Annotated in this window: 28 protein-coding genes and 1 pseudogene; 13 read left to right on the plus strand and 16 right to left on the minus strand. The window is 62.6% G+C overall.

Features of this window, described 5'->3' with window-relative positions; genetic code table 11:
* Positions 1-92: 92 nt before the first annotated feature.
* Positions 93-563, minus strand: a complete 471-nt coding sequence (locus QTL56_RS16690) for a group III truncated hemoglobin (RefSeq protein ID WP_245134241.1) — start codon at positions 561-563, stop codon at positions 93-95.
* Positions 564-694: 131 nt separating this feature from the next.
* Between QTL56_RS16690 and mbfA the strand changes: the two genes are divergently transcribed.
* Positions 695-1678: an iron exporter MbfA gene (gene mbfA, locus QTL56_RS16695; RefSeq protein ID WP_229573553.1), complete on the plus strand. Its 984-nt coding sequence runs from the start codon at positions 695-697 to the stop codon at positions 1676-1678.
* A gap of 27 nt (positions 1679-1705) precedes the next feature.
* On the opposite strand, the gene QTL56_RS16700 is transcribed toward mbfA, so the two are convergent.
* Complete coding sequence (locus QTL56_RS16700; RefSeq protein ID WP_245134243.1) at positions 1706-2104, minus strand: VOC family protein; 399 nt, start codon at positions 2102-2104, stop codon at positions 1706-1708.
* A gap of 31 nt (positions 2105-2135) precedes the next feature.
* Positions 2136-2744, minus strand: coding sequence for an RNA polymerase sigma factor (locus QTL56_RS16705; RefSeq protein ID WP_245134244.1), 609 nt, complete (start codon positions 2742-2744; stop codon positions 2136-2138).
* A 136-nt stretch (positions 2745-2880) separates the two neighbouring features.
* On the opposite strand from QTL56_RS16705, the gene QTL56_RS16710 reads away from it, so the two are divergent.
* Positions 2881-4050 (plus strand): MFS transporter, encoded by a 1170-nt coding sequence (locus QTL56_RS16710; protein ID WP_245134245.1) that lies wholly within the window; start codon positions 2881-2883, stop codon positions 4048-4050.
* A 24-nt stretch (positions 4051-4074) separates the two neighbouring features.
* Here QTL56_RS16710 and QTL56_RS16715 read toward each other — a convergent pair whose 3' ends face one another.
* Together QTL56_RS16715 and QTL56_RS16720 are read right to left on the minus strand one after the other, a co-directional pair.
* Positions 4075-4692, minus strand: coding sequence for a transglutaminase-like cysteine peptidase (locus tag QTL56_RS16715; RefSeq protein WP_245134247.1), 618 nt, complete (start codon positions 4690-4692; stop codon positions 4075-4077).
* A gap of 174 nt (positions 4693-4866) precedes the next feature.
* Positions 4867-5661, minus strand: a complete 795-nt coding sequence (locus tag QTL56_RS16720; RefSeq protein ID WP_245134249.1) for an alpha/beta hydrolase — start codon at positions 5659-5661, stop codon at positions 4867-4869.
* Positions 5662-5842: 181 nt separating this feature from the next.
* Between QTL56_RS16720 and infC the strand changes: the two genes are divergently transcribed.
* The 7 genes from infC to pheT all read left to right on the plus strand — a co-directional run bounded on the left by infC (position 5843) and on the right by pheT (position 12216).
* Positions 5843-6379 (plus strand): translation initiation factor IF-3, encoded by a 537-nt coding sequence (gene infC, locus QTL56_RS16725; RefSeq protein ID WP_229573910.1) that lies wholly within the window; start codon positions 5843-5845, stop codon positions 6377-6379.
* Between the two features lie 334 nt (positions 6380-6713).
* On the plus strand, positions 6714-6917 hold the full coding sequence (gene rpmI / locus QTL56_RS16730; RefSeq protein ID WP_102020677.1) for a 50S ribosomal protein L35: 204 nt from the start codon (positions 6714-6716) through the stop codon (positions 6915-6917).
* Positions 6918-6954: 37 nt separating this feature from the next.
* Entirely contained in the window at positions 6955-7359 is a 405-nt protein-coding gene (gene rplT, locus QTL56_RS16735; RefSeq protein ID WP_229573547.1) for a 50S ribosomal protein L20, read from the plus strand.
* 99 nt (positions 7360-7458) lie between these two features.
* A complete protein-coding gene (locus tag QTL56_RS16740; protein ID WP_245134250.1) occupies positions 7459-8334 on the plus strand; it encodes a BUD32 family EKC/KEOPS complex subunit in 876 nt (291 codons plus the stop codon).
* Complete coding sequence (gene pheS, locus QTL56_RS16745; RefSeq protein ID WP_229573545.1) at positions 8327-9412, plus strand: phenylalanine--tRNA ligase subunit alpha; 1086 nt, start codon at positions 8327-8329, stop codon at positions 9410-9412. The genes QTL56_RS16740 and pheS overlap by 8 nt, the downstream gene beginning before the upstream one ends.
* 93 nt (positions 9413-9505) lie before the next feature.
* Entirely contained in the window at positions 9506-9796 is a 291-nt protein-coding gene (locus QTL56_RS16750; RefSeq protein WP_229573544.1) for a DUF2442 domain-containing protein, read from the plus strand.
* On the plus strand, positions 9793-12216 hold the full coding sequence (gene pheT / locus QTL56_RS16755) for a phenylalanine--tRNA ligase subunit beta (protein WP_245134253.1): 2424 nt from the start codon (positions 9793-9795) through the stop codon (positions 12214-12216). The genes QTL56_RS16750 and pheT overlap by 4 nt, the downstream gene beginning before the upstream one ends.
* Positions 12217-12345: 129 nt before the next feature.
* On the opposite strand, the gene QTL56_RS16760 is transcribed toward pheT, so the two are convergent.
* The 3 genes from QTL56_RS16760 to QTL56_RS16770 all read right to left on the minus strand — a co-directional run bounded on the left by QTL56_RS16760 (position 12346) and on the right by QTL56_RS16770 (position 14731).
* Complete coding sequence (locus tag QTL56_RS16760; protein ID WP_229573542.1) at positions 12346-12501, minus strand: hypothetical protein; 156 nt, start codon at positions 12499-12501, stop codon at positions 12346-12348.
* A 152-nt stretch (positions 12502-12653) separates the two neighbouring features.
* A complete protein-coding gene (gene rsgA, locus QTL56_RS16765) occupies positions 12654-13676 on the minus strand; it encodes a ribosome small subunit-dependent GTPase A (protein WP_245134255.1) in 1023 nt (340 codons plus the stop codon).
* 140 nt (positions 13677-13816) lie between these two features.
* Positions 13817-14731 (minus strand): DMT family transporter, encoded by a 915-nt coding sequence (locus tag QTL56_RS16770; protein WP_245134257.1) that lies wholly within the window; start codon positions 14729-14731, stop codon positions 13817-13819.
* A 161-nt stretch (positions 14732-14892) separates the two neighbouring features.
* On the opposite strand from QTL56_RS16770, the gene QTL56_RS16775 reads away from it, so the two are divergent.
* Positions 14893-15756, plus strand: coding sequence for a helix-turn-helix domain-containing protein (locus QTL56_RS16775; RefSeq protein WP_502572670.1), 864 nt, complete (start codon positions 14893-14895; stop codon positions 15754-15756).
* Between the two features lies 1 nt (position 15757).
* Here the strand turns inward: QTL56_RS16775 and QTL56_RS16780 are convergent, their stop codons facing one another.
* The gene (locus tag QTL56_RS16780) at positions 15758-17119 is read right to left on the minus strand and encodes an aminotransferase-like domain-containing protein (RefSeq protein ID WP_245134259.1); all 1362 of its coding nucleotides are present in this window, start codon (positions 17117-17119) and stop codon (positions 15758-15760) included.
* Positions 17120-17280: 161 nt separating this feature from the next.
* Here QTL56_RS16780 and QTL56_RS16785 point away from each other — a divergent pair, with 161 nt between their 5' ends.
* Complete coding sequence (locus QTL56_RS16785) at positions 17281-18168, plus strand: DMT family transporter (RefSeq protein ID WP_245134261.1); 888 nt, start codon at positions 17281-17283, stop codon at positions 18166-18168.
* Positions 18169-18244: 76 nt separating this feature from the next.
* Here QTL56_RS16785 and QTL56_RS16790 read toward each other — a convergent pair whose 3' ends face one another.
* Complete coding sequence (locus tag QTL56_RS16790; RefSeq protein ID WP_245134263.1) at positions 18245-19240, minus strand: aldo/keto reductase; 996 nt, start codon at positions 19238-19240, stop codon at positions 18245-18247.
* 121 nt (positions 19241-19361) lie between these two features.
* Between QTL56_RS16790 and QTL56_RS16795 the strand changes: the two genes are divergently transcribed.
* On the plus strand, positions 19362-20252 hold the full coding sequence (locus QTL56_RS16795) for a LysR family transcriptional regulator (RefSeq protein WP_245134265.1): 891 nt from the start codon (positions 19362-19364) through the stop codon (positions 20250-20252).
* A gap of 6 nt (positions 20253-20258) precedes the next feature.
* Here the strand turns inward: QTL56_RS16795 and QTL56_RS16800 are convergent, their stop codons facing one another.
* From QTL56_RS16800 to QTL56_RS16815, 4 genes and pseudogenes are all read right to left on the minus strand, one after another.
* Positions 20259-20714 carry a GNAT family N-acetyltransferase gene (locus QTL56_RS16800; RefSeq protein ID WP_245134267.1) on the minus strand — a complete coding sequence of 152 codons (456 nt, stop codon included), beginning with the start codon at positions 20712-20714 and terminating at the stop codon, positions 20259-20261.
* Positions 20711-21661, minus strand: a complete 951-nt coding sequence (locus tag QTL56_RS16805; protein ID WP_245134269.1) for an aldo/keto reductase — start codon at positions 21659-21661, stop codon at positions 20711-20713. Before QTL56_RS16805 ends, QTL56_RS16800 begins: the two co-directional genes overlap by 4 nt.
* 168 nt (positions 21662-21829) lie before the next feature.
* Positions 21830-22799: pseudogene (locus QTL56_RS16810) on the minus strand (GlxA family transcriptional regulator).
* A 10-nt stretch (positions 22800-22809) separates the two neighbouring features.
* Positions 22810-23370, minus strand: coding sequence for an isochorismatase family protein (locus tag QTL56_RS16815; protein ID WP_245134272.1), 561 nt, complete (start codon positions 23368-23370; stop codon positions 22810-22812).
* 193 nt (positions 23371-23563) lie between these two features.
* Between QTL56_RS16815 and QTL56_RS16820 the strand changes: the two genes are divergently transcribed.
* Positions 23564-24550, plus strand: coding sequence for a Gfo/Idh/MocA family protein (locus QTL56_RS16820; protein ID WP_245134274.1), 987 nt, complete (start codon positions 23564-23566; stop codon positions 24548-24550).
* Between the two features lie 40 nt (positions 24551-24590).
* Here the strand turns inward: QTL56_RS16820 and QTL56_RS16825 are convergent, their stop codons facing one another.
* Together QTL56_RS16825 and QTL56_RS16830 are read right to left on the minus strand one after the other, a co-directional pair.
* The gene (locus QTL56_RS16825) at positions 24591-24968 is read right to left on the minus strand and encodes a hypothetical protein (RefSeq protein WP_245134276.1); all 378 of its coding nucleotides are present in this window, start codon (positions 24966-24968) and stop codon (positions 24591-24593) included.
* On the minus strand, positions 24961-25326 hold the full coding sequence (locus QTL56_RS16830) for an EamA family transporter (RefSeq protein ID WP_245134278.1): 366 nt from the start codon (positions 25324-25326) through the stop codon (positions 24961-24963). The genes QTL56_RS16825 and QTL56_RS16830 overlap by 8 nt, the downstream gene beginning before the upstream one ends.
* Between the last annotated feature and the right edge of the window lies 1 nt (position 25327).

Below are 25327 nucleotides of genomic sequence, written 5' to 3' on the forward strand. Positions count from 1 at the left end.
GGAGTGCAAGGGCAAAAGCTCACTAAGTTGTCCGGCAACCCGACCAAATATGCGCTTTGTTTCGTCAGATCATTGTTCCACGCAAGGAACCGTCAGCTTGCGCCCTGCAAGCGCGGATCGTCCTGTGCCGGATTGTAGAAGAGAGACAGGACGAGGCTTTTGGCAATCCGCTCCGCACTCGCCATGAACCAGCCATGGGCTTGCGCGGACGCGTCGATCTGGGTGAGCGTGTCGGAGAAGAGCTGCAGCCACTGAAGGAAGAGCCCTTCGGTTATGCCATTCACCCCGTGATGCGCCATGACGGGCTTGCCGCCATAGGCGCCGGTCTTGAAGGCGACGGAGCTCCAGAAGGCCTTCATCTTCACCATGTGTTCGGGCCAGCGCCCGGCAAGGCGACCCTCGAAGACCGGCCCGAGATCCGCATGGCGGCGGATGTTGCCGTAAAAGGTCTCCACCAGGCGCTCGATGAAGGCTGCATCCACGCCCATGGCCGCCATGTCCGCTTCGGCACGGGCGGTAATCTCGGCGCGATGGGCGGCACGGCCCGTGAGATCCGTGGTCATGCTGTCTCTCGTTCTCGGTGACTGTCGCAAGGTTGATGCGCTTGCCGAAGGAGATGGTCCATTCGGCATCTTGATTCAAGCAGAAATCTGCCCTAAGTTTAGAACAATTCTAAAACAGGCGTTTGAATCTCATGTTCAGTCTCTCCCTCAAGGGCGGCAAGCGGCCCTTCGATCAACTTTCCGAACAGGAAATCCTGGCACTCGCCATTTCCTCAGAGGAGGATGATGCGCGGATCTACCTCGCTTATGCCGATCAGTTGCGCGCCCAGTATCCGCAATCCGCCAAGGTCTTCGAAGACATGGCGGAGGTCGAGCACACCCATCGCAACATGCTGATCGAGATGCATCGCGATCGTTTCGGCGAGCGCATTCCCTTGATCAGGCGGGAGCACGTGCAGGGCTTTTATGACCGTAAGCCCGACTGGCTGCGCCAGAACCAGACGCTCGATCAAATCCGTGACGAAACGATGCGAATGGAGGAGGGGGCCTACCGTTTTTATCACGAGGCCGCCCAGCACACCTCCGACGCCGGCATCCGCAAGCTTCTTGGCGATCTCGCCATGGCCGAACAGGGCCATGAGGAGATCGCGACCATGCTCGGCGACCGGCATCTGCCGGAAGATGTGCGCGAGACGGAAGACGAGACGAAGAAGCGCCAGTTCATCCTCACCTATGTCCAGCCGGGCCTTGCCGGCCTGATGGATGGTTCAGTCTCGACACTCGCGCCGATCTTCGCGGCGGCCTTCGCCACCGGCGACACCTGGTCCACCTTCCTGATCGGTCTCTCGGCCTCCGTCGGCGCCGGCATTTCCATGGGCTTTACCGAAGCTGCCCATGACGACGGCAAGCTCTCCGGTCGTGGCTCGCCGCTGAAGCGTGGCCTTGCTTCGGGGATCATGACGGCGCTTGGCGGTCTCGGCCATGCGCTGCCTTATCTGATCCCGCATTTCTGGACCGCGACGATCACCGCGATCATCGTCGTCTTCTTCGAACTCTGGGCGATCGCCTTCATCCAGAACCGCTATATGGAAACGCCCTTCTGGCGCGCGGCCATGCAGGTGGTGCTCGGCGGCTCGCTGGTGCTGGCCGCCGGCGTTCTGATCGGGCAGGGATAACGAGGGCACTGCCACGAGCGGTCGGCGTCAGGCCATGGTCTTCAGCTGCCGAGGCATTTCCGCCGTCTGATACATCGAGAGGGTATGCCCGTCCGGGTCGGCAAATTCCGCCGACCAGCCGCCCGGCGAATGGCTGACGGGTGTCACGATCGTGACACCCTGTTCGGCAAGCCCTTCGACCATGTCATCGATGCCGCCTTCTTCGAGATCGAAGACAATGATCGGGGAGTTGCCCGGTTTGCTTTCGGCCTGGAAGAACAGGAGGTCGATACCGTTGGCCGTCGAGGCGATCAGCCAGTCGGGTTCACCCGGCTCGTTTTGCATGCGCTGCAGGGGCAGTCCGAGCGCCTCGCCATAAAAGCGGGCAGTCCGTTCGATATCGGTGACGAAATAGCAGATGTTGTTGAGCTTCTTGGTTTTCAGCATGGAGAACTCCAGTGTTGGAACGCGAACGCCTTCATGTTGCCGCAGGCCGCAACTTCGTGAGGTCGAGACCAAAACAAATGAGATGACCGTCCGGATCATGGGTTGCGAGCCGGGCGCCGAGCCGCAGCACCAGCGGCCGCAGCGACCGCCGGATCGAGCCGAAGGCCAGCTGCCCGGAGAGGCGCTCGGAGGCGGAACCCGAAAGCCCGGCGACGCGCAGCCGCTTGCGGATCTCGCAGATGCGCTGCCGGAGCGTAACCTCGTTCACCGAGAGCAGATGCCGGATCTCGACGTGGGTCTGGCCATTGACGGCAAGCAGAAATGTCGTTCGAAGCGCAGGCGGCAGAAACTGCGCATGACGAGTGAGCTCCTGTGGCAGGGTCGGATCGCTCGCAATCGGCTGCTCGAATATGAAGGCACTTTCCCGCTGCCGCCGACGCATGGCCGACCGCGCTAGGAACGCGCTGCGATGACGCAGAACGCCACGGATCCAGCGCATGTTTTCCGGCAGTGAAAGATCCGCCCGACCGGCAGAAAGTGCTGCGACGAGCGCGTCCTGAAGCAGGTCTTCTGCCTCTTCAACCCGTCGGCTATGCCGTCTTGCCTCCTTGAGAAGCTGTCTGATCTGTCCGCTCTGCACCGGGTCCCTCATTCGGCCGGATGGTGGCAGATAGCGCTGAAGCCGACAAGCGCGCGACATTTGGATTGGCGATCTCGGACGATTGCGCCAGGATGACAGTCACACGTCTGCAATCATCCGTCGTTATGGCGCATCCATGAAAGCCTCTCCCGCGACCATTGGTCTGGGCGTCACCATGACCATCGGTTACGGTACGCTCTACTATTCTTTCTCCGTACTCGCTCCCGAAATCGCCCGCGAATTCGGCTGGGGCCAGAGTTTCGTCTTTGGTGTCTTTTCCTTCGGCCTGCTCGCGGGAGCGATCGCCGCGCCGATCCTCGGGCGCCTGGTCGATCGCTTCGGTGCGCGGCTGGTTCTCTGTCTTGGCTCGGTCACGGCCTCTGTGGCGCTCGCCCTGTTTGCGGTGATGCAGAATGCCTGGCAGTTTGCGGTGATCACCCTGGTGGCAGAATTCATCGCACTCGCCGTGCAATATGATGCGGGGTTCGCGGCCCTTGCCCAGACCCATGGCCGGGAAGCCCGAGCCCACATTACCCTTGTGACCCTGATCGCGGGCTTTGCCTCGACAGTCTACTGGCCGCTGCTGCAATGGCTGCTAACCTGGATGGATTGGCGCGATGTCTATCTCGTCCTCGCCGCCATGAACCTTCTGATCGCCCTGCCGATCCATTGCGCCTTGCCGCGAGCGAGGGGCGCCGCAGAGCCGGTCTCCCGCCTCGGGGAACCGAGCGCAGAGGTGAACCCTGACGGAGAGCGGAAACGCCGGATGGTGCTGATGGCGACGGCCTTCGCGGCGGGTGGCTTCGTTGTATCAGCGGTCGGCGCCACGCTTCTCGTCCTGATGCGCGACCTCGGTTATGCGACCACGTTGGCGACGCTTGCCGGCAGCCTCATCGGGCCGAGCCAGGTAACGGCGCGACTGATCGAGTATTCCAGGCGCAACCTCTTCGCGCCTCCCATGACGGCGACGATCGCGGCTCTTGCCTTGGCACTCGGCCTCTTCGTGCTGGCGGGTGCGCTCATTCAGCCCTTCGCGGCTTTCGCCATTGCCTTCGCGGTGTTTTACGGTGCGGGCCAGGGTCTGACGTCGATCGTGCGGGGCGTGCTGCCGCTGCATTACTTCGGGGCGGCCGGATATGGCCGGACCATGGGCACGCTCGCATCGACGCGCATCGTTGCGTCGGCAATCGCGCCGGTCTCGGTGATATGGCTGAACGAAACGGTGGGGCCATCGGCAGCGCTTGGCGCACTGGCTGGCATGGCCTGTCTGGCGGTTCTGGCGACACTCGCGCTGACGCGACGGTGAAGAGAGCCCCGATCCCCGACCCGATTACTGCAATGCGCCGACCAGCACGTCGGCCGTGCCGTTCTCGATGGTCACCCAGCGGCCGCTGTCGGTGTTCGACTGACGCTTGAGGAAGGCGTAGCGCGTCTCGGTCCAGAGCTTCACGTCGTCGTTGAGATTGTCGAGCACGAAGTCACCCGACTGGGTGCGGACCGTGAGGACTGCATGGCCTTCGCCATCGGGCTTGCGGACGACGGTGATCAGCAGATCTGCGGCCGAAAATCCGGCTGCCATCAGCTTCTTGCGCTTGAGCAGCACGAAATCTTCGCAGTCGCCGAGATCGACGGGATAAGCCCAGACCTCTTCGCGCCCGTAGATTTCCTCGTCGGTCATCGGGATGATGGCGTGATTGACACTGGCATTGATGTCGCGAACCAGGCTCCAGCCGTGATCGGTCACCTTGGGAGGGGTCGAGGGACGGTTGCGAACGGCGCATTCCTGCGGAAGGGCCTTGCAGAATTCGTAGTGGCCGATCGGTTGGGAAGTCACGCTGCCGGTGATCATCGATCGCAGCGACTGCGGTGCCGAAAAGCCCGCATGGGCAGGTGCAAGAACCGCAACTGCGATGATGAGCGCCTTGATGGCGTGCGAGCCGTTCGTCATGAACACGTCCCCTGTATCCTTAACAAAAGGTTAAGATTGCAGGGCGACGTAAGTCAACGGCGCCGATGGTCTCCACCGGCGCAATTCATCCACTATGGTTAAAATGCGACAGTTCGAACGTTCAAAGACACGTTCTGTTCCCGATCAGCGGGAGATATCGTATTTCGACGCTATTCAGATCATGGAGATGATTGCGGATTTCATCCGGGCAATGTCTTCCGGGCGGGAGAGACGGTGGTCTCCGTCCCGAACCAGCGTCAGCACGACGTCGTCCAGCGGCAGGAACTCCATGAGTTTCAGGGCGTGCTGATACGGCACATCCGGATCCTTCATGCCCTGCAGGATATGCACCGGGCAGCCGGTCTCGATGAGGCCCTTGAGCACGCGGTTCTTCGCGCCGTCTTCCATGAGATCACGCGTAAAGATGTTGGGTTCGGGGCTGTAGTCCGACGCTTCCTCGAAGTAGCCTCGCTCCGAGAGCGACTGCCGCTCCGCCTCCGTCAGGCTGGGTTCGATCAGGTCCGACGTGAAATCGGGCGCCGGTGCGATGAGCACCAGGCCAGCGACCGTGACCGGCAGGCCGAGCCGCTTCGCTTCCTGGATGACGCGAAGTGCGATCCAGCCGCCCATGGAGGAGCCGACGAGCACGACCCTGGAAGTGCCGGCGTCTGCGATGACCGCCAGCGCCTCCTCGGTCCAGCGTGAAATGGTGCCCTTCCGGAAATCGCCCCCGGACACGCCGTGCCCCGAATAGTCGAAGCGGATCGCGGTGAGGCCCTGTTCGGCAGCCAGCGCGTCCATCTCGATCGCCTTGGTGCCGGCCATGTCGGATCGGTAGCCGCCGAGCCAGATGACCGCCGGCTTGTCCTTGGCGACGCCGAGGCGTGTGATGACGGCGATGTCGCGTGCCGCCTCGCCGGTTCCGACAGTGATCGTCTTCTCCTGCAAGATATTCGCTGTTGTGCCCATGGTAGCCGCTCTCCTTTTGTCGAAGGTGGTAAAACACATTCGCAGAGTCGCGGACAACAGGTGATTTTCTTTCAGAAGCATGCTATTGACACTGCCGTCGCAGATATCACATAGCCATTTGACGCGAATGCGCGCGGGTTAACGCTGCGACATTCTGTAATTGTTTGAGGAGAATACGACCATTCGCAGACCGTTCAAGACCGATGCCCCCGTGAAAGACGGGCCGCGCTCCAACCGTGAAATCCGCATTCCGAAAGTCCAGTTGATCAATGACGAGGGCGTGAACCTTGGCATCATTTCGACTGATGAGGCGCTGCGAATGGCGGAGGAGGCCGGGCTCGATCTGGTCGAGATTTCGCCAAATGCCGAGCCGCCGGTCTGCAAGATCCTCGATCTGGGCAAGCTGAAGTTCGCCAACCAGAAGAAGGCGGCCGAAGCGCGTCGTAAGCAGAAGATCGTCGAGGTCAAGGAAATCAAGATGCGTCCGAACATCGACACCCATGATTATGAGGTGAAGATGAAGGCGATGAACCGCTTCTTCGAAGAGGGCGACAAGGTCAAGGTGACCCTGAAGTTCCGTGGCCGCGAAATGGCCCACCAGGAACTCGGCATGAAGCTCCTGCTTCAGGTCAAGGAAGACACGCTGACCATCGCAAAGGTTGAGGCTGAGCCGAAACTCGAAGGCCGACAGATGATGATGGTGCTCGCTCCGAAGTGAGCCGTCGTCACCGTGACGTTCAAAAGGCCGCCTTTCGGGGCGGCTTTTTTCGTTTGGTGCGTCCGGTGGATCGCCGCCGATGAGGGTCTGCGAGCCTGACAGTTCGCCGGCGCGCATCTGGCCGAAGGCGAGGCTATGGGGCCTGGCCTTGCTATCGGCGCCGACGTTCTCGCCCTCTCCTCGAAGATTCCGGCCGCCACCCGTTGCGCTTTCCTGGGTCTGCGGTTATAAGCGCCCGTCCGAACGGTCCGGCAGGGCATGCCGTGGCCGTTCTTTATGCTTGAAAACGGGCATTCGTCTGCCTGTTTCGATACAAGAACAATGGAGTAGCAAAATGCCCAAGATGAAGACGAAATCCTCCGCGAAAAAGCGGTTCAAGATCACGGCTTCCGGCAAGGTCCTCGCGGCTGCTGCTGGCAAGCGTCACGGCATGATCAAGCGGTCCAACAAGTTCATTCGCGATGCCCGCGGCACGATGGTTCTGGCTGAACCTGACGGCAAGAAGGTCATCAAGAACTACCTGCCAAACGGTCTCTGAGACCCGCTCGCTGTTGGACAATTAAGGAGATCATGACATGGCACGCGTAAAACGTGGCGTAACTTCCCGCGCCAAGCACAACAAGGTATTCAAGCAGGCCAAGGGCTTCTACGGCCGCCGCAAGAACACGATCCGGGCCGCCAAGGCTGCCGTCGATCGTTCCAAGCAGTTTGCTTACCGCGACCGCAAGAACAACAAGCGCAACTTCCGCGCTCTGTGGATCCAGCGTATCAACGCTGCCGTCCGCGAATTCGGCCTGACCTACGGCCGCTTCATCGACGGCTTGAACAAGGCTGGCATCGAAGTCGACCGCAAGGTCCTCTCCGACCTCGCCATCCATGAGCCGGCAGCCTTCGCGAAGCTCGTAGACGCTTCGAAGAAGTCGCTCGCCTACCTCAAGGATGCCGGCACGACCAACGAGTTTGAAAGCGCGGTCAAGTAAACCAGCGCTCCCAAGCCTCTTTGGATTTTGATTGGGAAACCCGCGCTGGACCTCCGGCGCGGGTTTTTTGTTTGCCGCAGTGGCGGGGAAGGATTGGACATGGCCTATCTGGGGGATGGGTCCGATGCGCCGAGTGGCGAAATCGAACTCGAAGACGATGAAATTGCGGACGTGTTGAGAGCGCTGGTCCAGAGCGACGACCGGGTGCAATGTCTCGACCTGCCGCATCGCCGGCTCTGGATCAAGCGCCAGGGCGTCAAGGTGCTGCCGCGTTTCGTCTCCTTCCAGGGTTTGGTCGCAGCGCTTCTGCGGGTTCCGCATCTGAGGCCCTCGCCGCAACTGGCGCCCGACGCCATGCAGGCGCGCGAGATCGCCCGGATGCACATTTTCGCGGCGGCAGGCTTTCCGGTGCCGCCGATCGTTTTTCAGTCGAAGACGGCAATGGTCATGGCCGATGTCGGCCCGACCTTGGCCGAGCGGCTGAACACTCTGCGCACGTCGGATCCGGTGGGCCATGACGCGCTTCTGGTCCAGGCGGCCGATGGGCTTGGTCGCGTTCATGCCGCCGGCCTTAGCCACGGGCGCCCGCATGTGCGTGATTTCTTCCTGAGCGACGACGAGGTCGGCTTCATGGATTTCGAGGAGGATCCAGCCTCGGTCATGCCGCTCGAAATGGCTCAGGCGCGCGACGTATTCCTGTATTTTCTCATCGTGGCGTCGCGTGCGATACGACCGGATGAAACCTGCCCGGCGGCACTCGGGGCATGGTCGCGCCACGCCACGGATGCGACACAACGCGAATTGCGATCGCTGACGACACTGGCCAGCCGAATTTTGCCGCTGATACGGTTGATCGGCCGCGTTCACATGGGTAGTGATCTGCGACGCTTCATCATGGCAACGGAATTTCTGATGAAGGCCCCACTCGACAGGGTGGCGAGCCCGAACACCGCCAAGGCAGGACAAGATGGTTGAACTAGACGTTTTGAAGGCACAGCTTCTGGCGGACATCGCCGCAGCCGGCGATGAGCCCGCGATCGAGGCGGTGCGCGTGGCGGCCCTCGGCAAGAAAGGCTCGGTTTCCGAACTCCTGAAGACGCTCGGCACGATGACGCCGGAAGAGCGCCAGACGCGCGGGGCCGCGATCAATGCTCTCAAGACCGAGATCACCGAGGAAATCGGAACCCGCAAGGCGGCGCTGAAGGATGCGGCGATCAATGCCCGCCTGAAGGCAGAGACGCTGGATGTATCGCTGCCGGTGCGTTCCTCGCCCGCCGAACGCGGCCGTATCCATCCGATCAGCCAGATCGTCGACGAGATCACCGCGATCTTCGCCGACATGGGGTTCTCGATTGCCGAAGGTCCCGATATCGAGACCGACCACTACAACTTCACTGCCCTGAACTTTCCAGATGGCCATCCGGCCCGCGAAATGCACGACACCTTCTTCTTGTCCCCGGATGAGAACGGTGATCGCAAGGTGCTGCGCACGCATACCTCGCCGGTGCAGGTGCGCACCATGGAGAGCCAGAAGCCACCGATCCGTATCGTCATCCCGGGCAAGACCTATCGCCAGGACAGTGACGCCACCCATTCGCCGATGTTCCATCAGGTCGAAGGCCTCGTCATCGACAAGACGGCGAATGTCGGCCACATGCGCTGGATCCTGGAAGAATTCTGCAAGGCCTTCTTCGAGGTCGATAGCGTCACTATGCGCTTCCGCCCGTCCTTCTTCCCCTTTACCGAGCCGAGCTTCGAAGTCGATATCCAGTGCGACCGCTCCTCGGGTCCGATCGTCAAGTTCGGCGAAGGCAAGGACTGGATGGAAATCCTCGGCTGCGGCATGGTTCACCCGAACGTGCTGCGATCAGGCGGCCTCGATCCTGACGAATACCAGGGCTTCGCATGGGGCATGGGGCTCGATCGCATTGCCATGCTGAAATACGGCATGCCGGACCTGCGCGACTTCTTCAACGCCGATGTACGCTGGATGAGCCATTACGGCTTCCGCCCGCTCGACGTGCCGACGCTGTTTGGCGGACTGAGCAGCTAAGCTGAACGATGCGTGGCTGCCTCATGGGATGAGGATGGCCAGACGGGGCGGCGGACCAATCCCGCCGCTCCGCGTGAATGAAGGCAATGCGACGTGATTGAACATCTCGACAACATGCGCCCGGTCGACCTCCTCTGCGATGACGACCTCTTGCATGTGGAACTGACGGACGGTCGTATCGTCAGCGTCCCGATCTCATGGTATCCGCCCCTCAAGGACGCGATGCCTGTGGAGCGGAACAACGTGGAATTCATGCCGACGAGCATTCACTGGCCCGACATCGATCTCGATGTGACGGTGGTCAGCATGCTCCTCGGAAGGCAGGCGTCAGGCGCGCGGTCGCTGGATGCTTCTGGCAAGATGCAGATGGGAACGAGACAATGAAATTCACACTCTCCTGGCTGAAGGATCACCTGGAAACAGAGGCCTCGCTCGAGGAAATCTGCGAGCGCCTGACCGCAATCGGTCTCGAGGTCGAGGACGTCGACGACAAGGCGGCCTACAAGCCTTTCGTCATCGCCAAGATCCTGACGGCGGAAAAGCATCCCGAGGCCGATCGCCTGAAGGTTCTCTCGGTCGATGCCGGTGACGGCAAGCCGGTGCAGATCGTCTGCGGTGCGCCGAATGCCCGCGCCGGCATGATCGGGGCCTTGGCACGGCCGGGCACCTATGTGCCGGGTATCGATGTCACCCTCTCGGTCGGCAAGATCCGCGGCGTCGAGAGCCACGGCATGATGTGTTCCGAAAAGGAGCTCAACATCTCCGAGGATCACAACGGCATCATTGACCTGCCCGAGGATGCGCCGGTCGGCACGTCTTTCGCGTCTTACGCTGGCCTCGACGATCCGATCATCGAGATCAATCTGACGCCGAACCGTCCGGACTGCACCTCCGTCTTTGGCATTGCCCGCGATCTCGCAGCCTCCGGTCTCGGCACGCTCAAGACAAGGAAGGCGCCTGCTTTCAAGGTCGAGGGCGAGACCCCGCATCAGGTGAAACTCGAGCTCGAAGATCATCTCTGCCCGGGCTTTGCCTATCGCCTCGTGCGCGGCGTGAAGAACGGCCCGAGCCCGAAATGGATGCAGCAGCGTCTGCTCGCGATCGGGCTGCGTCCGATCTCGGCTCTCGTCGATGTCACCAACTACATGACCTTCGATCAGGGCCGTCCGATGCATGTCTTCGACGCCGACAAGGTCCACGGCACACTGGTGGTTCGTCGTGCAAAGGACGGCGAGGAAATCCTCGCGCTCGACACCTACACCTACAAGCTGAACCCGAACAACGTCGTCATATCCGATGACAACGGCCCGGAATCGATCGGCGGCATCATGGGCGGCGAGCATTCGGGCTGCGATGAAAACACCGTCAATGTTCTGATCGAATCGGCACTCTGGGATCCGATCAACATTGCCAAGACCGGTCGCGCCCATGGTATCATCACGGATGCGCGCTATCGCTTCGAGCGTGGCGTCGATCCCGAATATATGGTCCCGGGCCTTGAGCGCACCACCGAACTGGTGCTCGACATGTGCGGCGGCGTCGCGGCCGAAGCGAAGGTCGAAGGCTACAAGGGCCACCAGAAGAAGGTCGTCGACTTCCCTTATTCGGAAGTGAAGCGCCTGACCGGCCTCACCGTTTCCAACGACGAGTCGCGCCAGATCCTGACCGCGCTCGGGTTCGAAGTCCTCTCGGGCGATGACAAGGTCGCCAAGGTCTCCGTTCCGTCCTGGCGTCCCGATGTCGATGGCAAGGCCGACCTCGTCGAAGAAGTCATGCGCATGTTCGGCGTCGACAAGATCAAGCCAGAGCCGCTGCCGCCGACCGGCTCGGTCAACGGCAAGATCCTGACGACCCTGCAGATCCGCACGCGCTCGGCGCGGCGGGCGCTCGCCTCGCGTGGCATGATGGAAGCAGTCACATGGTCCTTCATTCCAGCCGAGCACGCCAGGCTCTTCGGCGGCGGAAGCGAGGCGTTGAAGCTGGTCAACCCGATTGCGGCCGATATGTCGGACATGCGTCCCTCCCTGTTGCCGGGCCTGTTGACGGCCGCCCAGCGCAATGCCGACCGCGGCTTCGGTGATGTCGCGATCTTCGAAGTGTCGGGCACTTACGAAGCCGATACGCCGGAAGGTCAACGGCGTGTTGCCGGCGGCGTTCGGCGCGGAACCGCATCGATCGCCGGTGCCGGCCGCATGTGGTCGAATGGGGCCAAGGGCGGCGGCAAGCCCGTCGACGTCTTCGACGCCAAGGCCGATGCGCTCGCTGTGCTCGAAGCCTGCGGAATCCCGATGAGCAATGTGCAGATCGAGCAGGGTGGCCCCAAATGGTATCACCCCGGCCGGTCCGGCACGATCAAGGCGGGTCCCAAGGTCACGCTTGGCACCTTCGGTGAATTTCATCCGAAGACGCTGGAAGCGCTCGATGTCTCCGGCACGCTCTGCGGCTTCGAGATCTATGTCGATGCTCTGCCTGAGCCGAAAAAGAAGGCCACCCGCACCAAGCCGGCACTGGAGCTTTCGCCCTTCCAGATGGTCAAGCGTGACTTTGCATTCGTCGTCGAGAAGGCCGTCGAGGCAGGCGCGATCATCAAGGCAGCGACGAGCGCGGACCGCAAGCTGATCACGGGCGTCAACGTCTTCGATATCTTCGAGGGCGCTTCGGTGGGTGAGGGACGCAAGTCGGTGGCGATCGAAGTGCTGATCCAGCCCTCCGACAAGACCCTGACCGACGAGGATTTCGATGCGCTGACGAAGAAGATCGTCGGCAATGTCGAGAAATCGACGGGCGGTACGCTGCGCGCCTGACCTGTTTCTGGCAGGCGGCCCTGCCTGTCCTAAACAATGAAAAAGCCCTTTCCTCGTCTTCCGGGGAAAGGGCTTTTGTTTTGGGCCGGCAGTCATTGATCGCCGGGGTCGGGCTGTTGCAGTCACGCCTTACAGGCTGACGCGACGGCCTTCCTTGTCGGCTGACTTGCGGTCGTCGCCATGCTTGGCCAGGATGGTCTTGGCGTCCTCGACCGAGATGCGATGCTTCTTGGCAAAGGGGATGGGCTCATAGCCCTTCACTGCGGCGTTTTTGTCGTCTGCCATGCTGGTCTCCAATTCGAATCGTGCCCCGGCAGGATGCCGGAGCCTGGAATGTCGCGGGTAAACGAGGAAGAAAGCTCGTCTGTGTCGAGCGGATGCGACGCGTGCGAAGGGCGTCGCCTGTGACCCCTATGTAGGGTTTGGCGGCGGAAAGCTCAATACTTCTTCTTGCGCAGTGTCTTGTTGCCCTTCGGCCCGGAATAGACCGGCGTGCGATCGCGGTTTTCCGCCTGCAGTTGGCGCCAGCGATCGAGCCGGGCCGCATCGAGCGTACCCTCCCTGATCGCGGCCTGCACGGCGCAGCCCTTTTCATGCGAATGGCTGCAGTCGCGAAACTTGCACTGCGGGGCAAGGTCGGTGATTTCGGCAAACAGCGTATCGATGCCGTCGGTGATGTCGCTGACATAAAGCGTACGGATGCCGGGCGTATCGATCACCCAGCCGCCGCTTGCAATGGCATGCAGGGAGCGCGCGGTCGTCGTATGCCGCCCCTTGGCGTCATGCTCGCGGATCGCCCCGGTTTTCTGCGCCGTCTCGGCGCCATGGCCGGCAAGTGTATTGACCAGCGTCGACTTGCCCACGCCGGAAGACCCGACCAGCGCCACGGTCTGGCCGGGGCCGCACCAGGGCATCAAGGGGTCGATGGCATCGGCCGAGCGCGCATTGACGATGACGACGGACAGATCGCGCTGCAGCGCTCTTGCTTCATCGGCATATGGGGATGCGTCATCGACGGTATCGGCTTTGGTCAGTACGATCACCGGGCGCGTGCCGGCCTCGTTGGCCATGACCAGATATCGTTCCAGCCGGGCGGCGTTGAAATCGGCATTGCAGGAGGTGACGATGAACAGCGTGTCGACATTGGCGGCGGCGAGCTGTTGACCGAAAGCGCCCTCGGTCCGCCGTTGCAGGACGGTGTGGCGCTCCAGTCGACGCACGAGGAGGCCGGTATAGGGAGAGGTCAGAACCCAGTCGCCCACGGCGAAATCGGCCGTATTGCTGTTCGGCGGAAGCTCGATCGCAACAGGCCCCGTGGCATCGATCCCCTCCACGCGGTCGCGATGCACGGAGGAAATACGGCGGACGAGGAGTTCGGCCTCGTCAGCCGTCACCTGCTCGGTGAAGAAGGCGCCGAAGCCGAGCCGCGCAAGGACGGCGGGGTCATGGGGGCCGGTCAAGGGCAAAACCCTGGGGCAGGACGTGGGGCCATGGGCACTTTCCGCGTTGGGATCAGAGGTTGACGCTTCTCATAGCGCAGAAACTCTTCCCTGACGCGGGAAATCGACCGCGTCATCAGTCGCGACGGGAAGATCAGCGATCACGCCTTGAGATCCGCCGGCGCGACAGCGGTCACGGTCAGTCGGCGCGGCAACCGGGCAAACATGACGGCATTGCCAGCCAGCGTGAGTGCGAGGCCCAGGATCGCGAGCGGCGTGAAGTGATAGTCCTCGTAAAGGCTGGACAGCGTCAGCGCGACGACGGGGAAAAGCACGGTGGCATAGGCCGCTTTTTGCGAGCCGATACGCGAGACCAGCATGAGATAGGTGGTGAAGCCCACCACCGAGCCGATGACGGAGAGATAGACGAGGGCGGCGAGATAGGTCTGGTCCGGTGGCGGCACGATGGGCGTGCCTGTCATGCCGATAAAGACAAGAAGCGCAATCGAGCCGTAGCTCATGCCCCAGGCATTGGCGGTGACAGGCGCAATGCCGGCGGCGCTGTTGCGCCGCGAGGCCATGTTGCCAAAGGAAAAGAACAGCGTGCCGAGCGCCGATAGCCCGATGCCCTTCCAGCTGTCGGGATTGACGGCGATGAAGATCTCAGGGCCGAAGAGCAGCGCAAGCCCGGTGGCACCGAGGCCCGCTGCGACCAGCGTGCGTGGCTTGATCCTGTCGCCGAAAAATAGGCGGGCATTGACGGCATTGTAGACCGTGGCAAGCGAGAAGACGACGGAGATGAGGCCAGACGGCACATAGCTTGCCGCGTGATAGAAGCAGAGGAAGTTGAAGCAGAAGAGCGATAAGGCCTGAACGAGAATGAAGGGCTGTTGCCTGAGCGTCGGCACCTTGAGGCGACCGGACAGGGCCAGGACGCCGACCAGCACGAGGGCGGCAAGCGCGAAGCGGTAGAAGACCGAGACCAGCACCGGCACCGGCCCGATCTGCAGCGCAATCGCGATCCAGGTCGTGCCCCAGATCAGGACGGTTGAGGAGAAGAGAAGAAGATTGGTCATGGACTGTGGCCCCGCTTTCGGGAGGCAGGTAACGCCAAGCAAGCCCCTTCTTCTTGCACGATCTTGCGGTGTTCTTTTCCATGCTGGGCATGCCTGCCCGATTGCCGATGGCGCAGCGCACAAAGCGCGCTAGAATGCGGGCGATCTCGTGAAGGTTATCCATGCTGCGCACCGCCACCGTCTTCGGTTCCCTCTCCGCCTCGTCCCGTGCCGAGCGTGGGGAGACGCTCGACCTCGGCCAGGGCAGGGCAAGCGCGATCTGGCGCAACAGCCATGACCGCATGCGCTATGAACGGACCGACGGCCACACCTTCAGCTGTTATCTGCGCGGCGGCGACGGCACGCGGCGGCTCGATGCCGGCAGCATTGCCGGCTGGCCGGGCGCGCTCTGCATCATGCCGCAGGGGGCGTCGTCCGAATGGGAGATCACCGAGCAATTCGAGTTCGTGCATCTCTATGTCGCCGACGACGAGTTGCGTCGCCTCTTTTCCGAGACCTTTGACCGCGATGCGCGGCTGATGCTCGTGCCGGAGGCGACCTTTGACGAAGCGCCGCGCCTGGCGGAGGCGCTGGTGCAGCTCGCTGCTGCGACGCAGAGCGGCAACAGGCTTCTGGCCGAACAGGCCATCGTCTCGGCCGTCGGGCAGCTCTTTGCCGATCCGCGTTATGGCGGCGCGCGGCGTCCGGTGCTGCGCGGCGGTCTTGCGCCGGTCTTGCGGCGACGGCTGGTGGACCATATCGAGGCGAACCTGGACCAGACAATCACGCTCCGAGATCTGGCAACACTCGCGGATCTCAGCGAATTCCACCTGCAACGGATGTTTCGCGCAAGCTGCGGGGTCACGCCGCATGATTTCATCCTGAACCGGCGCATCCACCGCGCGCGGCGCATGCTCGCCGGCCCCGAACCGATTGCCCAGATCGCCTCGGCCTGCGGCTTTAGCAGCCAGAGCCACCTGACGCGGATGTTCAAGACCGTCACCGGGACGACGCCCTTGGCGTATCGCCGTGCCGCGAGCGGCTGAGCTACCTCATTCCCTTCAGAACCCGGTCAAGCACCCGGAACGGCCGTGCATCGCCCATATGCGCGACATTGAAGCGCATGAAGCCGTCCGCCGACAACGAGGGGCTGAAGACATTGCCGGGCGCCAGGACCACACCCTGGGGCAGGGCGGACTGGGCAAGCGCCGTCGAGCTGATGCCCTCGGGCATGCGACACCAGAGATAGGGCCCGCCACGGGGCGTGAGCACGGGTTCGATGCCGAGATCCCCGAGCCGGGTGGCAACCGCGCGCCGCGCCGTGTCGAGGCGCCGCTGCATCTGATCGAGATGTTTGCGATAGCCGCCGCTTGACAGCACGCCGTGGATCGCTTCGCTCGCCACCGGGCTCGGGCCGCCGAACTGGATCGCGACCTGCAGGTCGGTGAGCAGGCGGATGCGCTCGGGATCGGTGGCGATGAAGCCTGTGCGCAGTGAGGCCGAAATGGTCTTGGAAAAGCTGCCGATGCGGATCACCCGGGAAAGCCCGTCGAGTGTGGCGAGCGTGATCGCCGGCTCCGGTTCGAAATCGGAGAAGATGTCGTCCTCCACGATCAGCATGTCCGAACGGCCGACGATGCCGAGCAACTGGAAGGCGACCTGCGGCGAGAGTGTTGCCCCTGTCGGATTGTGTAGCCCGGAATTGGTGAGATAGAGCCGCGGCGCCTCGCGCGTGACAGCGGCCTCGAAGGCGGCAATGTCGGGGCCGTTGTCGGTATAAGGCACGGGGACCGCGATCGCCTGATGGGCTCTGAGCAGGGTCTGGAAGTTGAAATAGCAGGGATCGTCGACGATGACACGGTCGCCCGGGCGAAGCAGCAGCCGGCAGACGAGATCGAGCGCCTGGGTGGCAGATCCCGCAAGCAGCACCTGATCTTCGGAAAGCGTGATCGACTGCTGGCGCAGCCGCGTCTCGACGAAGCGGCGGAGGCTGGCACTGCCCCGGGAAGAACCGTAGTCGGTGGTAAGACTTGTCTCCTTGCGCAATATGTTCCGCATTCCGGCATGCAGGAGGCCCGTCGGCATCCAGTCCGTCGGCAGCCAGCCGCAGCCGGGCTTGCACGTGCCGGGATCGGCATCGAGCGCCTGGCGCGCCACCCAGAACGGATCGACTTCCGGTGCGCGGGGCGGTTCGAGCCGGACAAGCGGGGCAGGCGTGCGCCCGGCTTCTGTGACGAAGAAGCCGGAGCCGGGCCGGGGACGGATCAGGCCTTCGGCAGAGAGCCGGTCATAGGCCTCCACGACGGTGGAGGGGGATACCGAAAGCTCGACAGCCAGCCGGCGGATCGAGGGCAGCCGGTCATTGGGCGCCAGTTGGCCCGAACCGATCCGCCCGCGTATGTCGGCCATCACAAGCGCGGTCCGCGACGCGGAAAGCTTCGGTGGTTGAACGCGCTCGTTCATCTGTGTGGCCTTTGTCATCAGTACAGTGTGGTCAAATTGTATCGCTCCGTCTCTGGCTGCGCCAGCCCTTGTGCGCGATAGGGCAGGAATAGAAAACGGAGACGAGAATGACGACTTCCTGGAAAGCCTGGGCCAGCGGTTTCATCGGCGTACTGATCTTCAGTGGTTCGCTGCCGGCAACGCGTCTGGGGCTGGCCGATTTTGCACCGCTCTTTTTGACCTCGGCACGGGCGGTGATCGCAGCCCTTCTGGGAGCCGCCCTGCTGCTCGGCTTGCGGGAGAAGCGGCCGGCGCTTCGCGACCTCCTGCCGCTGGCGGTCGTCGCACTCGGCGTTGTCGTCGGTTTTCCTCTTCTGACGGCACTCGCGCTCCAGAGCATCAGTTCGGCCCAGTCGACCGTCTTCATCGGCTTGTTGCCGCTATGCACGGCGCTGTTCGGCGTGTTGCGCGCCGGCGAACGCCCCTCTGCGATCTTCTGGATGTTTTCCGTGACCGGCGCGGCCCTTGTCGCCGGCTTTGCGCTATCGACGACGGCGGACATGGCGATTGCCGGTGCCGGGCTGATGATTGCCGCGATCCTCGCCTGTGGCCTGGGTTATGCCGAGGGCGCGCGCCTGTCGCGCCGACTGGGTGGCTGGCAGGTGATCAGCTGGGCGTTGGTGCTGTCGCTGCCTGTCGTGCTGCCGCTCGCGCTCTGGACCGTGCCGGAGGATCTCGCAGCGGTTTCAACATCCGGTTGGCTGGCGCTGGCTTACGTCTCGATGTTCAGCATGATGATCGGTTTCATCTTCTGGTATCGCGGCCTGGCACTCGGCGGCATCGCCTCGGTCGGGCAGCTCCAACTGCTGCAGCCGTTTCTCGGCTTCGTGCTCGCCGCGGGGCTGCTGCATGAGAAGGTCAGCCCGCCGATGCTGGTAACGGCCCTGCTCGTCGTTCTCTGCGTGGCGGCCAGCCGGCGCTTTGCTCGCGAGAGCACGCCCGGAAAAAATGCGTGAGCGGCGGGCATCCGGACTGGGACGAAAAAAGGCATATGGAGCATTCCCGGTTTTCGACCGGAAATGCTCCAGCCGGTCAGCGCCCCGACATTTTCGACATGGCCTCGTTGTAGCGCGCGCCGGCCACCTTTTCGGGGGAGACGACCGCCGAGAGCGTGGCGAGGTCTTCCATGGAAAGGACGATCTCGGTCGCATCGATATTGCTGTCGAGATTGGCGATCTTCGTCGTGCCTGGGATCGGCACGATGAAATCGCCCTGGGCAAGGACCCAGGCCAGCGCCAATTGACCTGGCGTGACACGCTTCTCTGCCGCCATGGTCTCCAGCGCCGTGACGAGCGCCAGATTGGCGTCGAAATTCTCCTGGTCGAAGCGCGGCAGGCCGCGGCGGAAGTCGTTTTCACCCAGCTTGGAGAGATCCTTCAAAGCACCCGTCAGCATGCCACGGCCGAGCGGTGAGAAGGGAACGAAGCCGATGCCGAGCTCGCGGCAGGTGTCGAGCACGCCGTTGGTTTCCGGGTCGCGGGTCCAGAGCGAATATTCGCTTTGGATGGCCGAGATCGGATGAACGGCATGCGCGCGGCGCAGCGTTGCGGCACTCGCCTCGGAAAGGCCGAGGGCCTTGACCTTGCCTTGCCTGACGAGGTCGGCCATGGCGCCGATCGTTTCCTCGATTGCGACGTCAGGGTCGACGCGGTGCTGGTAGAAGAGGTCGATGACCTCGACGCCGAGCCGCTTCAGTGAGGCTTCTGCCACCGCCCGGACATGCTCTGGCCGGCTGTCGAGGCCGGAGGGACGTGCAGCCTTGGCCTCGTCGCCGACGGTGAAGCCGAACTTGGTGGCGATCACCACCTTGTCGCGATGGCGTTTCAGGCCCTTGCCGACCAGCTCTTCATTGGTGAAGGGGCCATAGACTTCAGCGGTATCGAACAAGGTGACGCCGCGCGAGACTGCGTGGTCGAACAGCCTCTGCGCCGTCGCCTCGTCGATATTGGTGCCATAGGCATGGCTCATGCCCATGCAGCCGAGGCCGATGGCGGATGTGGTGAGCGTGCCGAGTGTGCGGGTCTTCATGGAGGCCTCCGGAGTTTCATGGCGAACTCAGCCGCAGTGGGCTGACAAGGGATATCTAGGGCAACGGCGCTCTTCAGAAAATCCATGCAGATCGCATCAGCTTGTTCTATCATTTCGATCAATGAACAGAACCCAGCTGTCTCAACTCGCCGTCCTCGCCACCGTCGCCCATCACGGCAGCTTCCGCAAGGCGGCGGCCGAACTCGGCATCGCGCCCTCGGCGGTCAGTCATGCAATCTCCGCCCTGGAGGAGAGCCTGAACCTCCGCCTGATGGCGCGCACCACCCGCAGTGCCGCCCCGACGGCCGAAGGGCGTCGGCTTCTGGAGACCTTGCAGCCGGCACTCGCCGACATCGCCTCGGCGATCGAGGCTCTGTCGGACAGCACCGGCCGTCCGGCCGGCGCCCTGCGCATCACCATGCCGATGCTGGCGGCGCAAAGCATAGTCGCGCCGCGTCTCGGCGCCTTCGCCGCCGCCTATCCCGACATAGAATTGGACATCGTTACCGACGACCGCTTCGAGGATATCGTCGAGAAGGGTTATGACGCTGGCTTGCGGCTCGGCGAACATCTCGATGCGGACATGATCGCGGTGCGGATGAGTGGTCAGTGGCGGGGGTCCGTTGTCGGATCGCCGGACTATTTTGCCCGGCATCCGATGCCGTGCGAACCGCGCGACGTGACCGAGCACGCCTGCATCCGTCGGCGTTTCCAGAGCGGCACGATCTATCGGTGGGAATTCGAGAAGGCTGGTCGCTCTCTGTCGATCAATGTCCGGGGTCCGCTGATCCTGTCCGACCAGGGCCTGATGCGACAGGCCGCGCGGGACGGGGCCGGCCTTGCCTATCTCTTCGACACAGGCGTCGAGGCGGATATCCGCGAAGGTCTGCTCATCCGCGTGCTCGACGACTGGTGCCCGCCCTTCGACGGTTTTTCGCTCTATCATTCCAGCCGTCGCCAGATGCGGCCGGCACTTCGAGCCTTCATCGATTTCTTCCGCTGGCGCGCCTGACAGGTATCAGCAAAGCTTCAGCCGGTAGCGCACATGGCCGTCTTCCGGCGCGTATGTGTCATAGAGCTTGCGGGCCGTGGCATTGTCCCGATCGGTGTGCCAGTAGAGCCGCGACCAGCCCTTGGCCGTCGCGATCGCGATCAGGTCGTCGATCAGCGCCCGCCCGATACCCCGGCCACGATAGGTCGCATCGAGGAACAGATCCTCCAGATAGCAGTCCGGCGTCTTCACCCAGGTTGAATCGTGGAAATGGTGGATCGCAAAACCAGCGAGTACGCCGTTCACCTCCGCAACACGCATGGCGACGCGCGACGATGGATCGAGAATGCGGGCCCAGGTATGGGCCGTGACATCGTCGGCAAGCTCGACCTTGTAGAAGGCGAGATACTGGGCCCAAAGGCCCCGCCAGGCGGCTTCGTCAGCCGCCGTGGCGTCCCGTATGAAGGGGGCAGGCTTTGTCACGCGCCGGCCTCGTCCAGTCGCGTGATCTGCGCTTGCGTCAGGTCCAGATTGCCGGCGGCAATCAGGCTCTCCAGCTGGCGCAGGCTGGTGGCTGACGCGATCGGTGCGGTGATGCCGGACTTCGCTGCGACCCAGGCAATGGCGATGGTGGCCGGGCTCGTGCCGGTTTCTGCGGCCACCTGGTCGAGCGCACCGAGGATCGCAAGGCCGCGCGTGTCGAGATAGTCGCCGACGCGATAGGAGCGCGCGGAGCCTTCCGTATCGGCCTTGCTGCGATACTTGCCGGTGAGGAAGCCGGCCGCGAGCGCATAATAGCTGATGACGCCGATCTCCTCGGCCATGCAGAGATCCCGCAGCGGGCCCTCAAAGCGCTCCCGCGTGTAGAGATTATATTCCGGCTGAAGCACGTCGAAGCGCGGCAGGCCCGAGCGTTCGGCAGCCTCCAGGCTGGCCTGCAGCTCATCGGCTTCGTAGTTGGAGCAACCGATTGCCCGGACCTTGCCCTGATCCTTGAGGCGGGCAAAAGCCTCGAGCGTCTCCCCGATCGGCGTGTCGGCGTCCGGCTTGTGGGCAAGGTAGAGGTCGACATAGTCAGTGCCCAGCCGCTTCAGGGATCCTTCGACCGCTTCTGCAATCCATTTGGCAGACAGACCGGTCTTGCGGCCGTTGTTGTCGAAGCCGACCTTGGTCACGATGACGGCGTCTTCGCGACGACCCTTTCCCTGCTTCAGCCATTTGCCGATGACCTTCTCGCTCTCCCCGCCCTCATGGCCATCGACCCAGGCAGAATAGACATCGGCGGTATCGATGGTGTTGAACCCGGCGTCGAAGAAGCGATCGAGCAGTGCGAAGGAGGTCTTCTCGTCAGCCGTCCAGCCGAAGACATTGCCACCGAAAACGATGGGAGCGATGGAAAGGCCGGTGCGGCCAAGAGCACGTTTCTGCATGGGAAGCCTCGGAAAGGATCTGGGAGAAAGAGTAGGAACAACGCTATCAAGCGTAAGTGGAAGGTAGCAAAGAAAAACATTGAAGAAGTCGGAAGCTCAGCTGTTGGGCCGCCGTGCCTCGCCCCACATATGGGTGTTCCATCGGAGCTTTCCAGGTTCTGCCGCCAGTCAATCCGCTGTCTTGCGAAACGCGCGTGGAGACAGGCCGTGATGCTGGGAAAAGACCCGCCGCATGTGGCGGGAGGAGGCAAAACCTGCACGATGCGCGAGGCTTTCCATGTCGAGCCTGCTTTGCTTGAGCAGTTCCTGGGCAAGCGTCACCCGCATCAGGTTGACGTAATCCACGACCGACTGGCCGACATGCTCGCGAAACAGCCGTGACAGATGCCGTTCGCTCAAGTGCGCGATGTCGGCCAAGCCCGGCAGCGACCAGTCATGCGCGGGATCGGCCATGATCGCATCCTGTGCACGGTGGATGGCGGGATGGATGTGGTTGCGCCCCGAAAGCCAGGGGGACATCTGCGGGTCCTGGCCACTGCGCCTGAGATAGATGACCATCTTGCGGGCGGCAGCGAGTGCTGCCTGTGGCGAGGCAAGCCGGCTGACGAGATGCAGCATGAGGTCGATGCCGGTGGAAATGCCGGCGCTCGAATAGCGATTGCCATCCTCGACGTAGAGGCGGTTTTCCAGCACGCTGGCCGTCGGTGCAAGTTGCCGCAGGTCCTCCAGGCATTCGGCATGTGTGGTGCATTGATGCCCCTCCAACAGCCCGGCGGCAGCCGCCAGCAGCGCGCCGGAGCAGATTGGTCACAAGCCGCGTGTCGGGCCGGACCGACCGGGTGAGCCAGCGCGTGAGCGTCTTCAGTTCGGTGTCTCGCGCAATCTCTGCGATGCCGACGGTGAGGCTTCCGGGAAGGACGAGGATCGCCTTGTCGGGCAGCCGTTCTGGAAGTGGCTCCAGCCCGTCGAGGACCAATCCGATCGAGGTTGTCTGCTGTCGTGCAGCCGAGATGTAGCGATAGTCGAAGCGGACCCGGTCCTGCTCCTGGTTCGCATAACGCAGCACCTCCAGCGGACCGGCAATATCGATCAGCAGGCTGTCAGGCGGAACGAGGATGAAGACCGGGATCATGTCCATGAGGTGGTTCTCAGGCGGCTGCGGAGAGGGGTGCGAGCGCTTGTTCGACCGTCGCGATCCGGGCAAAGCGTCCGGCAAGCACCAGCTCCGTCCGGATGCGGATATCCTCGGCGGAGAAGACTTTGCCTGAGGCATGCGTCATCGGGAAGGTCAGTGTCGCCTCGGTGATGAAATCAACCTCGAAACCGAGATCCGATGCATGGCGCGTTGTGGTCTCGCAGCACTGCTCGGTGCGGATGCCCGAGACGATGACGCGCCGAATGCCTCTCTCGCGCAGCCAGGCTTCCAGGTCCGTATCGACCAGGGCGGAATGCACACCCTTGTGGAAGGTGACATCGGGCGCGATCGTGATCTCGTCCAGCGTGCGTACCAGGCCGCTTTCGAGTGTGAAACTGTCATCGCTGTCGACGTGGAAGATCTGCACGATCGGCATCCCGACGGCCTTGGCCCCGTCGATCAGCGCCTGCTGCCGGGAAAGATAGGCGGGCAGTCCCGTAGCGTCCCAGTAGGATGCCTGGCGAAAACTCTCCTGAACGTCGATCACGATGAGGGCAGTGTCTTGAGCGGACATATTCGTCTCCTGTCGTTGTGATATGGTCTAGCATAAATCGCGGTCCGCAAGACGCCATGCGCGAGCCGGACGAAAAGCGGACATTTTCAGCCAGGCACGCCTCCATGTCCGCCTGCCTATTGTCTGACAACCCGTTGCGCCCTGCCGGTGCTTCGCCTAATGTCCGCCCCGTTATTTTCAGGGAGGAATTGAGATGCTTCGTTTCGGAATTCTGTCGACGGCCAAGATCGGTCGCGAGCTTGTGGTGCCGGCGATCCAGGATGCCGAAAATGCTGTCGTCACGGCAGTTGCGAGCCGCGATCTGGCCCGGGCCCGCGAGATGGCCGACCGCTTCTCGGTACCCCATGCTTTTGGGTCTTACGAGGAAATGCTCGCCTCCGACGTCATCGACGCCGTCTACATTCCGTTGCCGACGTCACAGCATGTCGAATGGGCAATCAAGGCGGCCGATGCTGGCAAGCACGTGCTCTGCGAAAAGCCGATCGCGCTGAAGGCCTCCGAAATCGACGAGATCATCGCAGCGCGCGAGCGCAACAAGGTGCTGATCTCAGAAGCGTATATGGTGACTTACGCACCGGTCTGGCTGAAGGTGCGCGAGCTGCTCGCCGAGGGCGCCATCGGCACGCTGAAGATGGTCCAGGGCTCGTTCACCTACTTCAACCGCGACCCCGGCAACATGCGCAACATTCCCGAGCTCGGAGGCGGCGCGCTGCCGGATATCGGCGTCTACCCGACGATCACCACACGCTTTGTCACGGACAAGGAGCCTGTCCGCGTGCAGTCGACCATCGAGCGTGACCCGGAATTCGGCACCGACATCTATGCAAGCGTCAAGGCCGACTTCGCCGATTTTGAGCTGAACTTCTATATCTCGACGCAGATGGCCAATCGCCAGCTGATGGTCTTCCACGGCACGGATGGTTTTATCGAGGTGAAGTCGCCGTTCAATGCCGATCGCTGGGGCGCCGAAGAGGTCGAGCTCACCAATCGCGGCCACAATGTCTCGCAGATCTTCCGTTTCCCCGACAGCCGCCAGTACAAGCTGGAGGCCGAAGCCTTTGCGCGGGCCGCCGCCGGCACCAAGGGTGAGGTCGTCACGCTGGAAAGTTCAAAGGCGAACCAGAAGCTGATCGACGCGATCTATCGGGCTGCCGAGAAGGATGGCTGGGAAGCGGTGTAAGCCGGAGATTGTCGGGCGGCTGCCGAAGTGCGGCCGCCGGTCATCGGAGCCGCTTTATTCTTGAAAGGCCAAAGGCGAGGAAGAGCATCGACCCCGTCCAGGCCAGAAGCAGATGCAGGAGCGGCCGGATCTCGGGTGCCCGCGTATTGAGGATTGCGAACAGGCCGAAATTGATCAGCACGGTGACCGCGAGCAGCGGCCACAGGCCGGGGACCTGAAAGATGGCGCGGGGCGTTATGCCGCGGCCGATGCCGAGGCGCAGCGTTTGTGAGAACGCATAAGCGATCAGAAGCGACACGCAGCGTGACAGTATCGGCGCTCCCAGCATCCCGTAAACTGTCGGGAAGATCAGGAGGTCGGCCGTCAGCGTGGCGCCGAGCGCAAGGGCCCAGTCGCGCCGATTGCCGGGCTCAGACATGAATTGTCACGAGCCCGGCCAGGATCAGCAGGGTCCCGATCAGATAGCGCATGTGCAGCGGCTCACCGAAGAAGATCTGCGCAAGCAGGGGCACAAAGCAGAACGTCAGCCCCATGAAGGAATAGGCAATCGTCAGCGGAACCGAGCGCAGGACATAAATCCAGACGACGGTTCCGAAGCCATAAAGGGCAAGGGCGGCGATGAACACCGGATTGATGGCAAGCATCATCAGGCTGCCTGCAGAAAATGTCCCTATGCTCTGGCTCGTCAGCTTGAAAAGGACCTGTCCCAACGCGATCAGCAGGGGCGTGGCCAGCAAGCCGGTCCAGGTCGCGAGCGTCAGAGTAGAAAGCTGCATC

Origin of the sequence: Peteryoungia algae (assembly GCF_030369675.1) — a bacterium.
Lineage (GTDB): Bacteria > Pseudomonadota > Alphaproteobacteria > Rhizobiales > Rhizobiaceae > Allorhizobium > Allorhizobium algae.

Excerpts from the sequence above, each read along its gene's own strand:
- QTL56_RS16690 (WP_245134241.1), bottom strand. The coding sequence starts at position 563 with ATGACCACGGATCTCACGGGCCGTGCCGCCCATCGCGCCGAGATTACC.
- mbfA (WP_229573553.1), top strand. The coding sequence starts at position 695 with ATGTTCAGTCTCTCCCTCAAGGGCGGCAAGCGGCCCTTCGATCAACTT.
- QTL56_RS16700 (WP_245134243.1), bottom strand. The coding sequence starts at position 2,104 with ATGCTGAAAACCAAGAAGCTCAACAACATCTGCTATTTCGTCACCGAT.
- QTL56_RS16710 (WP_245134245.1), top strand. The coding sequence starts at position 2,881 with ATGAAAGCCTCTCCCGCGACCATTGGTCTGGGCGTCACCATGACCATC.
- QTL56_RS16715 (WP_245134247.1), bottom strand. The coding sequence starts at position 4,692 with ATGACGAACGGCTCGCACGCCATCAAGGCGCTCATCATCGCAGTTGCG.
- QTL56_RS16720 (WP_245134249.1), bottom strand. The coding sequence starts at position 5,661 with ATGGGCACAACAGCGAATATCTTGCAGGAGAAGACGATCACTGTCGGA.
- rpmI (WP_102020677.1), top strand. The coding sequence starts at position 6,714 with ATGCCCAAGATGAAGACGAAATCCTCCGCGAAAAAGCGGTTCAAGATC.
- rplT (WP_229573547.1), top strand. The coding sequence starts at position 6,955 with ATGGCACGCGTAAAACGTGGCGTAACTTCCCGCGCCAAGCACAACAAG.
- QTL56_RS16740 (WP_245134250.1), top strand. The coding sequence starts at position 7,459 with ATGGCCTATCTGGGGGATGGGTCCGATGCGCCGAGTGGCGAAATCGAA.
- pheS (WP_229573545.1), top strand. The coding sequence starts at position 8,327 with ATGGTTGAACTAGACGTTTTGAAGGCACAGCTTCTGGCGGACATCGCC.
- pheT (WP_245134253.1), top strand. The coding sequence starts at position 9,793 with ATGAAATTCACACTCTCCTGGCTGAAGGATCACCTGGAAACAGAGGCC.
- QTL56_RS16760 (WP_229573542.1), bottom strand. The coding sequence starts at position 12,501 with ATGGCAGACGACAAAAACGCCGCAGTGAAGGGCTATGAGCCCATCCCC.
- QTL56_RS16770 (WP_245134257.1), bottom strand. The coding sequence starts at position 14,731 with ATGACCAATCTTCTTCTCTTCTCCTCAACCGTCCTGATCTGGGGCACG.
- QTL56_RS16775 (WP_502572670.1), top strand. The coding sequence starts at position 14,893 with ATGCTGCGCACCGCCACCGTCTTCGGTTCCCTCTCCGCCTCGTCCCGT.
- QTL56_RS16780 (WP_245134259.1), bottom strand. The coding sequence starts at position 17,119 with ATGGCCGACATACGCGGGCGGATCGGTTCGGGCCAACTGGCGCCCAAT.
- QTL56_RS16785 (WP_245134261.1), top strand. The coding sequence starts at position 17,281 with ATGACGACTTCCTGGAAAGCCTGGGCCAGCGGTTTCATCGGCGTACTG.
- QTL56_RS16790 (WP_245134263.1), bottom strand. The coding sequence starts at position 19,240 with ATGAAGACCCGCACACTCGGCACGCTCACCACATCCGCCATCGGCCTC.
- QTL56_RS16795 (WP_245134265.1), top strand. The coding sequence starts at position 19,362 with ATGAACAGAACCCAGCTGTCTCAACTCGCCGTCCTCGCCACCGTCGCC.
- QTL56_RS16805 (WP_245134269.1), bottom strand. The coding sequence starts at position 21,661 with ATGCAGAAACGTGCTCTTGGCCGCACCGGCCTTTCCATCGCTCCCATC.
- QTL56_RS16815 (WP_245134272.1), bottom strand. The coding sequence starts at position 23,370 with ATGTCCGCTCAAGACACTGCCCTCATCGTGATCGACGTTCAGGAGAGT.
- QTL56_RS16820 (WP_245134274.1), top strand. The coding sequence starts at position 23,564 with ATGCTTCGTTTCGGAATTCTGTCGACGGCCAAGATCGGTCGCGAGCTT.
- QTL56_RS16825 (WP_245134276.1), bottom strand. The coding sequence starts at position 24,968 with ATGTCTGAGCCCGGCAATCGGCGCGACTGGGCCCTTGCGCTCGGCGCC.
- QTL56_RS16830 (WP_245134278.1), bottom strand. The coding sequence starts at position 25,326 with ATGCAGCTTTCTACTCTGACGCTCGCGACCTGGACCGGCTTGCTGGCC.